The organism is Erysipelothrix urinaevulpis (assembly GCF_009828835.1).
Lineage (GTDB): Bacteria > Bacillota_I > Bacilli_A > Erysipelotrichales > Erysipelotrichaceae > Erysipelothrix > Erysipelothrix urinaevulpis.
On sequence record NZ_WTTB01000004.1, the window covers coordinates 1 to 15,938 of the forward strand.

Below are 15,938 nucleotides of genomic sequence, written 5' to 3' on the forward strand. Positions count from 1 at the left end.
ACACCAAATGACCTAGAAGAAAAAATAGGAAGGCTTAATACAAGACCACGTAAGTGTATAAATTTCTATACACCTCAAGAAATATTATTTGAGAACGAAGTGTTGCGCTTAATTTGACAATTAATCAAATAAAAAAAACAAGGAATATATCCTTGTTAATTTGACGTTGGAAGCACGCGATTGACTTCGCCAGCTAGATTAGAAATTGGCAAGGTTTGTAGTTTAACAAGCCCAGGTCCAGTTAACTTAGCAAGGAAGAATCCTTCACCACCAAAGAGTTTATTCCCAAGTCCTTTTACAGTTTGAATATCAAATTTGACACTTTCTTCAAACATAAACAAGTTTCCTTGATCTACTAAGAGGACTTCGCCATCCTTTAAATTGTAATCAATCAAAGAACCATCTGCTTCAAGAAAAAGATGCCCTGTTCCGGAAAATTTTTGAAGTATAAACCCTTCCCCTCCAAAAAGACCAGTACTGATTTTTTTTGTAAAAAATGTATCAAATGTCACGGTGTCTTCAGATGCCAAAAAAGCACTCTTTTGAACAATGTAATTTTTCGTTCCATCCAAATAATGGGGATCAATGACGCCTGGCATCGTCATAGCAAAAGCAATTTCTTGATTATCGTCTTTCGCCGTGTACTGATTTTGAAAAAAACCTTCGCCTGTGAATGCACGGCCAAATGATTTTTTTATACCACCAGATTGTACTTTATAATCCATACCACTTGTCATCCACGACATATTACCTGCACTGGTAATAATTGTTTCATCACGTTCTAAATAACATCTCAACACTGGATATGTTCCTTCTATCTTATACTTCATAAAACCCTCCTTTTATATAGTATATCATTATATCGATTCACTCGATAACAGTTTTTGTGAGGAATGGTCAATAAAGTAAGCTGCGAGTGGTGCGGTTAAAACGATAGAAAAACTTGCTAATGCTAGGATATGCTCTCCTTTTGCTACACCATATGATAAAGGAATACCTGCTAGGGCTGCCTGAACAGTTGCTTTGGGTGTATTCGCAATCATAATAAATACTTTTTCCTTTCGGTTGAGATGACTTCCTAACAATGAAAGTGTAACGCCAATCATTCGAAATACAAGTCCAAAGATGATGAGGAATAATGAACTAAAACGAATCAAATGTAAGGATTCAAGATTAATGCTTGCCCCTAAAAGCATAAATAAAACGATTTCACCCACTGCCCAAATTGTATTCAGGTAATTTTTTAGTTCTAATGATTCAATAACTCTAAAATGATTGATCCCTAAGCCAAATGCTATGATGGCAAGATAGGAAGAAATAGGCAGATTTGTTTCCAACCATAATAATAAAAATGCAGACAATAAAATAAACAGTTTAGGTATTTTGAGAAAGTGTCTAAGGTGTTTTAAGCAAAATGCCAACAGCGAACCAATCACAATCCCCCCCATTACCGTCAATGGTACATGGAGTAAAGTTTTAGCGATTGATGATGATTGACCTGAATATATATTTAAAATGATCGTAAAAATAGTCATGACAAAAATATCATCAAGCGATGCTGCACCTAAAATAATATCTGGAATGTTTTTATTTGTCCCTAAGTTTTTATCTTTTAATTTAATCATTGCAGGAATGACGACTGCAGGTGAAACGGCTGAAATAATAAATGCTAACATTAAGCTTTCGATCAAACTAAACTCTGTTAGTAAGAGCATCGATAACGTGATCGCGAATGCTTCAAATAAAGCTGGAACAAAACTTAATAAAATGCTTTCTGCTTGCATTGCTTTAAGACTACTTATTTCTAAACTCGTTCCCGCACGCAAGAGAATAATGGCTAGAGCAAGTTTTCTAAGTGTATTCGATTGAGCTAGCACACCCCCTTCAAACACATTCAACCCAAATGGACCTAAAAGGATACCAACCAGCATATAAAAAATAAGTGGCGGAATTTTAGTTTTTGTTATTCCTTTTCGAACCCATAAACAAACGACAACTGCAAGGATAAATTTCATCTTTCTTACCTCCATAAAAAAACTCCTACACCAAAAATGATGTAGGAGTTATTAGCGTTAAGCGGTTAATGGAGAACCCCATCTCCGTTTTATTCTATTTGTATTATATCATACTGTTAATGTTTTTCATCATCAAATTGACTGTTATATAAATCAGCATAGAAACCACCTTGTTTGAGTAACGTTTCATGATTTCCAATTTCAATAATATTTCCATCACGCATAACTAGGATTTTATCTGCATTTTTAATGGTTGATAGACGATGAGCAATCACAAAGCTTGTTCTCCCTTCCATGAGGCGAGCCATCGCTTCTTGTATCATTGCATCCAAACGCGTATCAACAGAACTTGTCGCTTCATCTAAAATCAAGATACGTGGATCAGACAAAATTGCTCGAGCAATCGTCAACAATTGTTTCTCACCATTGGATATATTTGATGATTCTTCATTTAATTCCATATCATAGCCATTTGGCAATGTCGTAATAAAGTGATGAACATTCGCTTCTTTTGCTGCTTCAATAATTTCAGATTCACTCGCATTGGGTTTTCCATAAGCAATGTTATCCTTGATTTTCCCACTAAAGAGCCATGTATCTTGTAAGACCATACCAAATAGTGAACGCAAGTCATCACGTCTCATATCACGGATATCAGTCCCATCAATTAAGATTGAGCCAGAATCAACATCGTAAAAACGCATGAGTAGGTTGATAATTGTTGTTTTTCCTGCACCCGTTGGCCCAACAATTGCTACCATTTCTCCAGGTTCGATTTCAACACTTACATTTTTAATAATCGGTGTATCAGTGTATGAAAAAGAGATATCATCAAATTTAACTGATCCTTGATAATCTGTGATCATTGCTGGCTTACGTTGCTCAGGTACTTCATTTTCTTCATCAAGGTATTCAAAGACACGATCCATGGCTGCAATGGATGACTGAATTGTTGGCGCTAATTGAGTAATTTGAGTTAAGGGTTGATTAACTTGCCATATATAACGAACAAACGCTTGTAAGGCCCCAACAACTAAGATTCCTTGACTAACTTTTAATGCTCCAATAAAGACAGTGATTGCAATAACTAAATATGTCATCATTGATACTGAAATACTCATCAAACCTGAAACAAAATTCGCTTTAAAACCATTCTCGCATAATTTAGCATTGGCTTCAGCAAATTCTTCAATAGCATTTTCTTGATAATTATATAATTTAATTTCGTTAAACCCTGTGAATTTTTCTTGGACAATGGCATTCATATTCCCTAAAGATTCTTGTTGAACTGTAAACATTGATTGTGATTTTGATACAATGTATTTACCTGACAAATAGGTCAAAGGAATAATCATACTTGCGATCAGCCCCATTTGCCAATTAATGGCAAACATCATAATAACCGCCATGATCAGACTTAAAATTGCCATGACAATTTGAGCAAACGATTGTTGGAGTGCCATCGATAGGACCTCAATATCAGTCGTCATACGACTCATCAAATCTCCAGTAGAATGCTGATCAAAGTAGCGAATTGGCACTTTTGCCATTTTCTTTTTAACTGCCATTCTTAAATCAAAGACTGCCGATTGAATCGATTCAGCAATTAAGTACTGCATTAACATTCTTGAAGCGGCATTCACTAAGTACATGGTTAAGAGGATAATAATTATTTTCTTTAAAATATCATATTGAATATGCGCACCAGCAACACCATTACGAATATTTACAACATCATTGGCGAGCTGTGTGGTTGCCATCCCTTCAACAAACGGAGCTGCAGCAGTTAATACAGCCGCAATGAAAATTGCTGCAATAGCAACAAACAATTTCGATTTGTATGGTTTTACAAATTCAAACATTCTACGCAAGCTTTTCATATTTTTCCATCTCCTTTTCACTCATCTGCGATTTCGCAATTTCTTGGTAAATTTCGCAAGTTTTCATTAGGTCTAAATGTTTACCATGACCAACAATTTTTCCTTCATTTAAAACTAAGATTTGATCAGCATCAACAATTGAGCTAATGCGTTGAGCAACAACTAACATGATCGAATCTTTTGTTTCTTCTTTTAAATTTTTACGAATCATTGCATCGGTTTTATAATCAAGCGCTGAAAAACTGTCATCAAAAATATAGATTTCAGGTTTTCTGACAAGCGCACGAGCAATACTTAAACGTTGTTTTTGACCCCCACTAACGTTTGTTCCACCTTCACTTAGCCACTCGTCATATTGCGACGGTTTTTGTTCTATAAAATCTTTTGCCGCTGCTAATTCTGCACTTTCAATGACTTCAAAGTCTTCTGCAAATTGTTTTCCATAGCGAATATTTTCTGAAATACTGCCGCTAAACAACAATGCTTTTTGAGGTATAAAGCCAACTTTATTACGCAGTGCGTAAAGATCGTAATCTCGCACATCAACCCCGTTAACCTTGACACTTCCCTCACTTACATCATAGAAACGAACAATTAAATTAATGAGACTTGATTTACCACTCCCAGTTGAACCGATAAAAGCCACTGTTTGACCTTTGCTAACTGTAAAGTTTATGTCAGTAAGGACATTGGCTTCCCCATCTGGATACGCAAAGGTAACATGATCAAACTCAATTTCTGTTTCCTTCGTTCCATCCAACACTCCATTTTCTGGATTCATAATTAATGGCTCTTTGTTTAAGACTTCTTGAATTCGACGTGCACTGACAGACGCTCTTGGATACATCACAAAGACAACTGAAAAGAGTAGTAATGAAAACAGTGCGTGGAATTGATACTCCAAGAAAGCAACTAGATTTCCAACTTCCATTGTCCCCATATCAATCATTTGCGCTGCAAAAAATATGATAAATAGAACAGCAATATTCAAAATGCTGAAAAAGAGCGGCTCAGCACGGCTCATTAAAACAAACAAACGTTTCGATGTTTCTGCATAATCATCATTCACATCCTCAAAACGTTCTGTCTCATGTTTATCTTTTCTAAATGCACGAATAACACGCACTCCCGTAATATTTTCTCGTGTAATACGGTTTAGTGTATCCATTAATTGTTGTTGTTTACGACTAATTGGTGATGATAATTTTCCAGTAATAAAAACAACCAATAAAACAAATGGAATGCTCCCTAAAACGACCAATGCTAGGGTTTGATTGGTGTGAAAAATCATCCAAAATGACGATCCAATCATAATCGGACCTAACAACCCTAAACGAAGCAACATTTGAACAAACAATTGTAATTGGTAAACATCACCAGATACACGAGTTATAAGAGACGATACACCAAACTCATTGTATTCAGAGTGAGATAATTCTTGAGATTTTTTAAATAAATCATTTCGAATATCTTTTGTCATCCATGTCGCAATACGACTTGATGTAAAGTTTAATAATAAATTACCTAAACCTCCAATTACCGCAATCCCTAATAAGATCATCCCTTGTTGTTTTAAGAAATCATAGTTCCCAGTCGTGATTCCCTCATCAATCATTCTTCCCATAATCGTCGGAATCCCCAACTCCGTCACAACAAAGATTAAAACTGCTATGACATTAAGAAATAGCAATACTTTATACTTCTTCATATATTTTAATATTAATTTCATACGATACCTCCTCGACTTTATTGCTCAACTGAACTATAATAAGGTATAAGGTAACCTTACAGTCAAGCAGGAGGATTCAATGCAAGATACACTCGATAAATTAACCACGGGCCAATTTGCTAAATTAGCAAACGTTGAGAAACATGTTCTTTTTTATTACGATGAGATTGGTTTATTTAAACCAGAGTTCATTGAGAGCAATGGCTATCGATACTATTCCTATCATCAGTTCTATGCCTTCATGGTCATTATATTTATGAAAGACATGGGGATGTCCTTGAAAGAAATAAAAGAATACTTAGATAATCGATCATCCGAAGAATTTGAACAAATCATGTTAAAACGATTAAGTTCAATTGATCAAAAAATCAAAGAACTCGAAAAATCAAAACGATTTATTCGGCATACTTTGAAAAACATGAAAATTGCTAAAGAAGCGAAGTTGAACCAATGTGAGATCAATCATTACAATCAACAAACCTTAATTCTCAGTTTACCCTCTAATCCTGACACTCATCCAACCATCATTGATGAATATGTGCAATTTATTAAAGATCAAAATATTGTGTTTGCTAATTACGTTGGAAGTATTGTTTCAAAAGATGCAATAAGTGATGACACTTTACCACGACATCGTTATTTATATATCCATGACCTTGGTAAAACTAAACGAAACAATACATATGTGAAAGAAGCCGGACACTATGTGACATACTTTCATCATGGGAGTTTCGCAACTCTTCACAAGGCCTATCATGCAATCATCGAATTTGCGAAAGAAAACACGTTAACACTCGATAAATATTTCTATGAAGATTTATTAATTAATGAAAGCACCGTCATTAAAGATGAAGATTTTGTCATTCGCTTAAGCATTAAAGTCTTAGATTATCCTTAAAAAAATCACGGTACAAAAAAAGATTGCTTGTTAAGCAATCTTTTTAGCGAGGAAATGTTACTTTTTCTGGTTCGGGGTAAGTTTTTCCTTGTAAATTTACCGTAACTTTCTTCATAATTTGTGGTTGTTCATCGACGGGTTTATCTCCAAATGTTCTTGGAACCTCGACAATTTCATCCACAGTTTCCATACCTGAAATCACTTTACCAAAGCCTGCATAGGCATCATCCAGATATTCTGAGTTTTCGACCACAATAAAAAACTGAGAGCCAGCCGAGTCAGGATTATTTGATCGTGCCATTGATAAAACACCACGTTCATGGCTAAGGTTATTTTCAAAGCCATTTTCCTTAAATTCTCCAGCAATCGCATATCCTGGTCCACCCATACCCGTTCCTTCTGGATCTCCACCTTGAATCATGAATCCTGGAATAACGCGGTGAAACATAAGTCCATCATAAAATCCATCCTCAATCAGAGCAATAAAATTATTCACTGTATTGGGCGCAACTTCTGGATAAAGTTCAATCTCAATCTTTTTATCATTTTCCATCGTAATTTCTACAATTGGATTGCTGGCGGACTCGCTCCCGACCTGACCATCATTTTCCTCTTGTTTTGGTGCACTTGCGCATGCTGATAAGACAAACAAGCACAGGATTAGCACCACCATTTTTTTCCTCATACCTTAATCTCCTTAAATCTTTCTCTTCAAGCATAAGGATAAGGCATTTTTGCTTTTTTTGCAATCTTTCTTCTAAACAAGAAAAACCTAAAACATAAGTCTTAGGGTCTTTCTTGCTGTTTAATTGAAATACTTGTTTGTTCTGTATTGAATATGACATGATAATCCCAAAATCGCAGATGAAATTCAACATCATTGTCATAATCTAATAAGCTATCCATCCTTTGTTTTTCAACAATCAAATCAAGGCTATTTAGCGGATAACTTATCCTTTGTTCTATTTTAATACCTTGCACATTGTGAGTAAACAACCCTAAGATTGTCGCTGCAACAAGAGTAATTTTTTTAAGGGACCAATATAATTGATTACGCATCAATATCAACGATAATTTCAAATTTAAACAGGTCACCATCAATGCTAATTTTATAGCGATGGTCTAATATTTCTAAGATATTGCCGACAATTGAAAGTCCTAATCCACTTCCTTCTGTGTTTCGAGAACGATCTCCTTGAACAAAACGTTCCATTAACTCATCACTACTAATATTTAACTGTTCAGATGATGTATTTTTAATTCTAAACTCAAGGCTGTTTTCGTTGTGTTCAAGATCAACATAAACGCGTGTTCCCTCTTTTGAATAACGGTAAGCATTTGAGAAAACATTTGAAAACACACGCCACATCAAATCTGGATCTGTCATAATTTGTGGTAAGTTTTCACCAACACCCAAGATCAATTCAAGATTTTTCTCATCATATTTGTCTTGATATTCACCCACAACTTGATTGAGTAATAAGCCTAGATCTACGTTAATTTTATTAACAGGGATCGTTTTTGAACTGACTTTTGACATCTCGAGCAAGTCATCAATTAGCTTTTTCATTCGTTGTGATTGTTTCGTTAGGATTTCCATATACTCTTCAGTTTCCTTCGTATCCGCATGCTCAAGTAAATCCAAATATGAAATAATTGCTGTCAAAGGTGTCTTAAGGTCATGGGAAACATTGGTGATTAATTCAGTTTTTAAACGCTCATTCTTTAGTTCATTATCCACAGCAACTTTAACACCCTCTTGAATTTTTAATAAATTCTCTGCGAGATCTTTTAATTTAGGATCCGTATAAATTTGAACACCATGATCATCTAATTGCCCGTGCGCAATATTATGACCTAGTTTTTTTACTCGATCCAATTCTTCTAAGAAAATCATCAGCCGATACAAGCCATAACCTATTTCAATCATGAAGATAATTGGATACAGAAAACCTGTTAGTAAAAATAGTGGAAACTGTGCCAAGATAAAGATAATGATAAATAAGACGACTTTTTTACTATCTTGATCACGATAGACATTTTTAATCGATGTTGTGAAATCTGAAATCGATCCAAATATGTTTCTAAAAATCATGCCAATGATTGAGTTTGAAAGTAAATTTTTGTGTAAGATTCGAACAATTAAACTTTTAAACGATACGATGCCAATGAACGATACCGCAATGATATAATTAACAAACACATAAATCTCATAAGTATTATATTGTAAGTTTTCTAACACTGAAACCATAATCAAGGATAAGATTGTCACTAAGATAATGACCAATGTTAGATAAATATCTGAAGGGATCTTGTCGATCCATGTTAAGTCTGTTTTCGATGTGTACACATAGAGTGAGAAAAACAAGAGCGTTACAATACCCAATATGAATGAAATCATGACGACAAATTCTTTGATATCGTATCCAAACGTCATCAATTCTGTGGCAAAACGAAGCCCATCTTTAACAGGATATGTTTCATCAATCTCATAAAATACAGTTAAGAGTTCTTCATTCGCAATCTCACCATTTTTTTCTCGCACAAATCGCGAAATCTTGTAAGATGGCAGTTCATCTACTTTCTTGTCAATATTTGAGTAAAGAGGTTTATTCTTCTCATCTTGAACCTCTATTTTAAAGTTAACATTCATTTTTTCAAAGGAACTTTCAAAATCGTTTATCGACTCATTGTCAAAGATTCGATTGGTAGTCTTATCTAACTGTCTTTCAATCACACTTTCCTGCATTGATGCAATGTAAACTTCTTTTTTTGTTGTATAAGCATCACTTGCAACAAGCGTTCCAGCGCCTAATGTTGTTAAGAGTGTAAGAACCAAAAAGATCGTTGCAAAAAACAATGTTGTATATTTAGCTATATTTTTTTTCATTTTTTATTCACCTTTAAATTTATAACCTTGGCCCCATACAACCATAATATATTGCGGGTCTGAAGGGTTAATTTCTATTTTTTCACGTAAATGTCTAATATGTACCGCAACGGTGCTTTCGTTACCATATGATTTTTCATTCCAGATATTGTTGTAAATATCAGCTGGAGAAAAAACTTTGTTTGGATTTTTCATCAGTAATTTTAAAATATCATATTCAGTGGGTGTTAATTTAACCTCTTGGTCATTCACCACAACTGCCTTTGATCGATCATCAATCTTTATATCTCCAAACTCGAAGGTACTGTCATTGTGTTTGGGTACATATCTTAAATGGCGACGAATTTGTGATTTTACACGAGCAATTAATTCTATAGGGTTAAAGGGTTTTGTAATGTAGTCATCCGCCCCTAAATTTAAACCTAATATTTTATCCGTATCTTCACTTTTGGCCGTAAGTAAAATTATTGGAACAATACTTATGTCTCTTATTTTGGTCATTGCAGTGATGCCATCCATGACTGGCATCATAATATCCATCACAATAAGAGCAACCTCCGGGTATGATTTAATCAGATCAATGGCTTCTTGGCCATTTTCTGCTTTTAATATTTCATATCCTTCTGCATTTAAATAGATTGCCATTGCATTTAGAATATCTGGCTCATCATCACATAGTATAATTTTCATTCTCTCGCCCCTTTACACTCTTATTATAGGTTTTTAATTATTAAGATACTAGTTTCTAAATGTTTAAGATTTTATTAAGATATAAAAAAACTTAGAATATATCTAAGTTTACTTAATAATATGGAATCATTGTTCCTTCAATGACTTGATTTTGAATATCTTTTATCGTTTCAAGATTTAAATGTTCTTTTAGAACCAAACTAAGATCGGCTCGTTCTTGAGCGATGATAACAACCGCCTCTGTCATATCGTTTAATTCCTCGAAAGGTTCAAGTTCATGACTGATGAGAGAATCAAGTGCAAAGTTGATTTCATCGTAATTCCAAATGATTTCATCAATGATATCATTTGAGAACAATTGAAAGAGTCGTTGGCCATCAATTGGCACAAAATCAACATCTTCATCTTTATAGAAATTTTTAGAGAGCAAAACTTGATCCTCAATATGAAGGTCAAGCCCGACACGTTTCTTGGACTTTGTTTTTTTATTTATTTTTTCAATTCGTTTAATCTCTTTGACCAACGTTTCATTTCCCATTCGTAATAAAACATCAATTGAATAGGGATGCTCTTTCAGCCAATTAAGCGCTGAAGCATATGAAACAATTGCATAGTCATACTTGCCACTGAGTACTGCCTCTATACGGTTCTCAGAGCCTTTCATGTAAGCCATACTTACAGGCACTGGCAAACCAACACTTTTACTCGCTAAAACACCCGAAGCTAAACCTTCATAAACAGGTGAATAGGGAAGAGGCATGACGCCCATAATGAGATTAATACTGGCAAACTTCAATAATTTATCAACATCTTTATTCAAGAGAAAAGAACCAAGTTTACCACGCGATTCAACTTCAATCGCATTCACATCTTTTAAAATCTGCAACGAGTTTTGCACCGTTCCTCTTGAAACCGGTGCCAGTTCTAGAAGTTCTGAAATCGTTAAAATACGATCACCATGATTGACCTGTATAAAATAACGAGCGAGTTTTTCTAGCACAAAACTCGATTTGTTGGGATAAGTTTCCAACATATATACACCCCCTGTACTTCTATATTATAATTTTACTTCGCATGTTTGTCAAAGACATGAACTATACTATAGAAGCCGAATAACTAAATGATAAAACCTACTCAATAAAGCGTCTCTTAAGGATTTATTATTTCGTCAAATGTTAAATTACTACGATATACTTTTTCAGCATAGTCTTTACCAACATATCGTAAATGCCAAGCTTCAGGTGCATATTTTGTAATATGTTCTTTACCTTCTGGATAACGAATAATAAACCCAAAACGATGCCCATTTTCTTTAACCCATTGATACTGCTTAGTTTGCCCAAATGTCCACATGCTTCCACCAGGTGTTGTTACATCAACAACCAAGCCAGTTTGATGCTCCGAATGACCAGGACGAGCAGAAATTCTATCCGCTTCTTTTTGACCCAAATCATTTACATAGCCACTGTATAACCTATTTTGAAATTCATAATTTCGATACGATGACGTATTCAACATCCATAAACCAGTTTCTTGTTTCAAAGCATCATTCATTAACACAAAATGATCAACCATTTCTTTTACACCGCGATAGCCTGTATCAACAGAGTAACCATCAGGAAAGTAAACAATATTTGCTGGTACATAATTGGCATCAAAACCATATTCACGGTTAATATATACATAAGGTTTACCTAAATAAAGGGCTTGTTTCTTTTGATACTGAGGTTTGGTTTGTGAAGAAGTATCGTTGGTCACCTCATCAGGTTCTTCGTCCCTCACAACTTGCTTTAGTGTATAGGTAATCTCAAGTTTTTTTTCAACCTTTGTTTTTAAACCTTTAATTTGATAATTGACTGTTTGTTTTCCTTCTTTAATCTCTAAATTATTCTCTTCAATTTGTAGTTCATCCAACTCTTTACATTCTCCAAATTGTATTTGGCAAGGTTTAACACTTAAATTTTCTAATTCATCAAGGCTTTCGATTTCAAGCTTGTCATCATCAAGTCTTTCATTATCAAAATAGAAATGAATATCATATGCATTTTTATCCGATAGTTTTAAATTAATTTTTGTCTTTATAAATAAATTTTTATACATCAATGTCGCATCAGTCACAGCAATATATTTTCCTTCAACATAATCCAAACTATATTCTTTCGCAACTTCTTTTTGTTGGTGAACAAATGCTTCGTTTGTCAACGTCTTTTCATTAATTGTAACTGTCTTTAAATCTGTCAAAGCCAACCCTAACTCTTGATGATACGTTTCTAGATCAACAACTGTATAAGGATCAACCTCAACATCAACTTCATTAACCTTATTTAATTTGTAACCAATCCCTAATATGATGGATATAATTATGACAGTTAATGTTCCAAGCAGTACTCTTTTTTTTCTCATAGGATACCTCTATCTTCTTTTTTTCACTCTTCTTTATTATACACTTCTTTTTTGACTTTTCCTAAGAAAAAAGGGTATCCATTTGGATACCCTGACTGCCTACTTATTAACTCTATTAACAGTATCGCCTGTCTCTAAAACTTCTAAAACTGAATTCAATGCAATCTGCATAATGTTTCGAACCGATACATCAGTGTAATGAGCAATGTGTGGTGTGAATAATATTTTTTCGTGGTTTAGAACCTCTAAGAATAATTCATCCTCAATTGTTGTTTCACTGAAATCTTTAGGAATAAAGGTTGATTCATGTTCATAGGTATCAAGTGCTGCTCCTGCAATTAACCCTTCATCCAAGGCTTTGATTAAACCTTTTGTATCAACTACAGATCCGCGTGCAGCATTGACAAGATATGCACTTGGTTTGAATTGTTTAAACATTTCATAATCAAATTGATGATGATTATCTTTGGTTGCTGGGACATGCAAAGACACTACATCCGCGACTTCCACAACAGCTTCTACTGACTCTTTATACTCTAGATATGCTTTTGCATCATCATTTTCATATAAATCATACGCAACCACTTTTGCGCCAAATCCTGCAAATAATTGTGCAGTAACGCGTCCAATATGACCTGTTCCAATAATACCAACTGTCATTTCATTCAATAATCCTGCTCGAATTGATGGCTGCCAACGGAAATCGTGTGCTTGAGTTTTTTGGTCAATAAGACGTAATTTACGAATCATATTAAGGGCAGAGGTCACTGAAAATTCTGCAATTGATTCTGGTGAATAACTTGGAACATTACTGATAATAATGTCACTTGCACTCGCTGCCTCAAGATCATAATAATCAAAACCTGCACTTCGTTGAGCAATTTGTTTGATTCCATATTCTTTTAGAAGTGTATAAGCTTCCTTAGGAACCGGTGAATTTTGACTTGTTGATAAACCATCGAATCCTTTAACCATGTGAATATTATCCATGGTTAATTGATCATCAACAAATGTAATCTCGACATTATTAGCTTTAGCCCAATTAAGTGTTAAATCAACTTCTTCTTCTCTAACATTAAATACTATAAATTTATACATTCTAATCTCCTTTTCTTATTTACCTTCTGCTGCAAACTTGTACATTTCGTCTTTATATAATCCCATTTTCGTAAAAATTGTATGGGTGATGATGGCAATTCCTAATGGAACGACCAAGTATTGGACAATCAGAATTCCAATATTTACAATTGAACTTCCACTCATAAAACTGTATGCGTTAATCGGTCCAGCTAACCCTGTCAAACCAAACCCTGCTGAAGCAGTTGTTCCTTGAATCTTAAAGATAAAAGCAACGATTGATGTGACGGTCGCATTAATAACGATTGGTAAGGTCATGATTGGATTACCTAGATAATTAGGCATCAACATTTTAGGACCTGCAAAGAATAATGCAAACGTTGTTCCTTTGCTATTAACTTTTGATGATCCATATGCAAGCGTGAACAATGTTGCTGTAATCCCAACGTTAGCTGCACCTGAACCAAGGCCTGCCAATGAAATTGCATAGGCAATTGCAACGGTTGATAAAGGTGTAACAATAATCAACGCAAAAGCTATCCCCATAAGAACCATCATCATAAATGGTTGTAATGTTGTGAAGTTTTCAATCATTGCTCCCAATAACGCTGTTAATTGACCTACGAATGGTAAAGTCAATAATCCAAGAAATCCTGCAAAGACTCCCAATAGTGGAATAATAACAATTGCTAAGTTTTTAACACGATTATTGTATAACTCAATAATTAATACAGCGAAAGAAACGGTCAACATAATATTAATTAAATCACCAGTTCCCTTTAATAACCATGCTCCATCAACAAATTGCGCAGCTCCACTACCAACAAACGCTGCTCCAATAATCGATGCCATTTCAACACCTGTCTTTTTAAACTGAATTGCAACAAACATCCCAACAAGCACTGGCACTGTAAATGAGAATGCACTTACAATTTGTGACAACATCTGGAAAATTTCTCCATATCCAGATAATGCTTTAAATACTTCCCCCAGAATGGCGTTAGGAATTAATCCAACAACAATCCCCATTGCTGCACCATTTAAAATTTTGTTCATAAAATCTTTGACTGTTAAGTCTTTCATAAACTCTCCTCCATTTTCTAAACACATAACGGAACGTGTTCTACAAAAAACTTACCATGACAAAAACAGACGGTCAATTTTATTCATTAATCATGTGATAGATTTATGCTTCGAGTTTGTTAAATTAGTTAAACCATTCACAAACACAAAACTTACACTACAAAAACCCACATCATAAGTTGATATTTTTTATGGTGATAAATCTTGTGTATGACCCTTCAATAAGCCTTTAAAGAGTGTTTTATAAAATATATTATTGCAGAATCATTGAAATTTATAGTTGATTAATGACCTAAATATTCGATTTTTTCTTACACTTACAGTAAAAAAAAGAAAACCTCATCATTTTCTCAGTTGTTAACTTTGTGCACTTTCTCACAAAGTTATCTTGCTAATTCTTGATTATAGGGGTTTAAAAAAAACAATCTGACTCTCATTTATTTTCAATCCATTATTCATTGAAAACGTGTACATTTCATTATTTTAAATGTTATAATGTTTGAAGAAACACATATCTTTTTAGGAGGGATATTGATGAAAGTAATTATTAATGCTGATGATTTTGGTTTAAGTGAAGGAGCAAACAAGGCTATTATAGAAAGTTATAAAGCAGGTACGCTCCCATCAACATCATTAATGGCAAATACAGACTATACACAAGAGGCGATTGAACTTGCAAAAGAAAACCCTGGTCTAGGAATTGGGGTTCACATGGTCTTAACGACCCGTCGTCCTTTATTAACAACACACAAAACACTCATCAAAGAAAACGGAGATTTTAAGTATCGTCCAAACACACTTGATGAAGCAATTGATCTTGATGAATTATACGCTGAATGGGATGCTCAAATTGCTTCCATTGTATCAGAAATTGAGGTTGATCATCTTGATTCACATCACCATGTTCACCTTCACCCTTATTTAAGACCTGTTGCAGAAAAATTAGCAAAGAAATACAATTTACCGATGCGTTCAACTGTTACTCACTTGCCCAATGAGGTTATTTGTGATGGAAATTTTTATAAAGACGGCGTAACACTTGAATATTTTGAAAATTTATTTAAAGAAAATAAACATGAGGTCGTGGATGTCATGGCACACCCTGCCTATGTTGATGACCATTTAAGAAACATTTCAAGTTATACGGATGGACGATATAAAGAACTAGAAATCTTCTTGGATCCACAATTAAAAGAACTTATCAAAGCATATGATATTGAGTTGATTCGTTATTCTGACTTATAAGTGAATGATTGGCTTAAACATTGAGTTT

General features: G+C 34.3%; 14 protein-coding genes and 1 riboswitch. Of the genes, 2 read left to right on the plus strand and 12 right to left on the minus strand.

Annotated features, from left to right (window positions below):
- Positions 1 to 155 precede the first annotated feature (155 nt).
- The 4 genes from GVV10_RS05325 to GVV10_RS05340 form a co-directional block, all read right to left on the minus strand.
- Complete coding sequence (locus tag GVV10_RS05325) at positions 156 to 830, minus strand: TIGR00266 family protein (protein ID WP_159520362.1); 675 nt, start codon at positions 828 to 830, stop codon at positions 156 to 158.
- A 27-nt stretch (positions 831 to 857) separates the two neighbouring features.
- On the minus strand, positions 858 to 2,030 hold the full coding sequence (locus GVV10_RS05330; RefSeq protein ID WP_159520364.1) for a cation:proton antiporter: 1,173 nt from the start codon (positions 2,028 to 2,030) through the stop codon (positions 858 to 860).
- A 20-nt stretch (positions 2,031 to 2,050) separates the two neighbouring features.
- A riboswitch (Fluoride riboswitch) is annotated at positions 2,051 to 2,110 on the minus strand.
- Positions 2,111 to 2,131: 21 nt separating this feature from the next.
- Entirely contained in the window at positions 2,132 to 3,895 is a 1,764-nt protein-coding gene (locus GVV10_RS05335; protein ID WP_159520366.1) for an ABC transporter ATP-binding protein, read from the minus strand.
- Positions 3,879 to 5,624: an ABC transporter ATP-binding protein gene (locus GVV10_RS05340; RefSeq protein ID WP_159520369.1), complete on the minus strand. Its 1,746-nt coding sequence runs from the start codon at positions 5,622 to 5,624 to the stop codon at positions 3,879 to 3,881. Before GVV10_RS05340 ends, GVV10_RS05335 begins: the two co-directional genes overlap by 17 nt.
- A 79-nt stretch (positions 5,625 to 5,703) precedes the next feature.
- On the opposite strand from GVV10_RS05340, the gene GVV10_RS05345 reads away from it, so the two are divergent.
- Positions 5,704 to 6,522 carry a MerR family transcriptional regulator gene (locus tag GVV10_RS05345; protein WP_159520371.1) on the plus strand — a complete coding sequence of 273 codons (819 nt, stop codon included), beginning with the start codon at positions 5,704 to 5,706 and terminating at the stop codon, positions 6,520 to 6,522.
- A gap of 43 nt (positions 6,523 to 6,565) precedes the next feature.
- On the opposite strand, the gene GVV10_RS05350 is transcribed toward GVV10_RS05345, so the two are convergent.
- The 8 genes from GVV10_RS05350 to GVV10_RS05385 form a co-directional block, all read right to left on the minus strand.
- Complete coding sequence (locus GVV10_RS05350; protein ID WP_159520373.1) at positions 6,566 to 7,207, minus strand: peptidylprolyl isomerase; 642 nt, start codon at positions 7,205 to 7,207, stop codon at positions 6,566 to 6,568.
- Between the two features lie 101 nt (positions 7,208 to 7,308).
- On the minus strand, positions 7,309 to 7,581 hold the full coding sequence (locus tag GVV10_RS05355) for a hypothetical protein (protein ID WP_159520375.1): 273 nt from the start codon (positions 7,579 to 7,581) through the stop codon (positions 7,309 to 7,311).
- On the minus strand, positions 7,574 to 9,412 hold the full coding sequence (locus GVV10_RS05360) for a sensor histidine kinase (protein WP_159520377.1): 1,839 nt from the start codon (positions 9,410 to 9,412) through the stop codon (positions 7,574 to 7,576). The genes GVV10_RS05355 and GVV10_RS05360 overlap by 8 nt, the downstream gene beginning before the upstream one ends.
- A 3-nt stretch (positions 9,413 to 9,415) precedes the next feature.
- Positions 9,416 to 10,102 (minus strand): response regulator transcription factor, encoded by a 687-nt coding sequence (locus GVV10_RS05365; RefSeq protein WP_159520379.1) that lies wholly within the window; start codon positions 10,100 to 10,102, stop codon positions 9,416 to 9,418.
- A 112-nt stretch (positions 10,103 to 10,214) separates the two neighbouring features.
- On the minus strand, positions 10,215 to 11,135 hold the full coding sequence (gene yhfZ, locus GVV10_RS05370; protein ID WP_159520381.1) for a GntR family transcriptional regulator YhfZ: 921 nt from the start codon (positions 11,133 to 11,135) through the stop codon (positions 10,215 to 10,217).
- A 116-nt stretch (positions 11,136 to 11,251) separates the two neighbouring features.
- The gene (locus tag GVV10_RS05375) at positions 11,252 to 12,505 is read right to left on the minus strand and encodes a M15 family metallopeptidase (RefSeq protein WP_159520383.1); all 1,254 of its coding nucleotides are present in this window, start codon (positions 12,503 to 12,505) and stop codon (positions 11,252 to 11,254) included.
- A 99-nt stretch (positions 12,506 to 12,604) separates the two neighbouring features.
- On the minus strand, positions 12,605 to 13,603 hold the full coding sequence (locus GVV10_RS05380; protein ID WP_159520385.1) for a D-2-hydroxyacid dehydrogenase: 999 nt from the start codon (positions 13,601 to 13,603) through the stop codon (positions 12,605 to 12,607).
- A 15-nt stretch (positions 13,604 to 13,618) separates the two neighbouring features.
- On the minus strand, positions 13,619 to 14,665 hold the full coding sequence (locus GVV10_RS05385; protein ID WP_159520387.1) for a PTS transporter subunit IIC: 1,047 nt from the start codon (positions 14,663 to 14,665) through the stop codon (positions 13,619 to 13,621).
- Between the two features lie 534 nt (positions 14,666 to 15,199).
- On the opposite strand from GVV10_RS05385, the gene GVV10_RS05390 reads away from it, so the two are divergent.
- Positions 15,200 to 15,910, plus strand: coding sequence for a carbohydrate deacetylase (locus GVV10_RS05390; protein WP_159520389.1), 711 nt, complete (start codon positions 15,200 to 15,202; stop codon positions 15,908 to 15,910).
- The last annotated feature ends 28 nt before the right edge of the window (positions 15,911 to 15,938 follow it).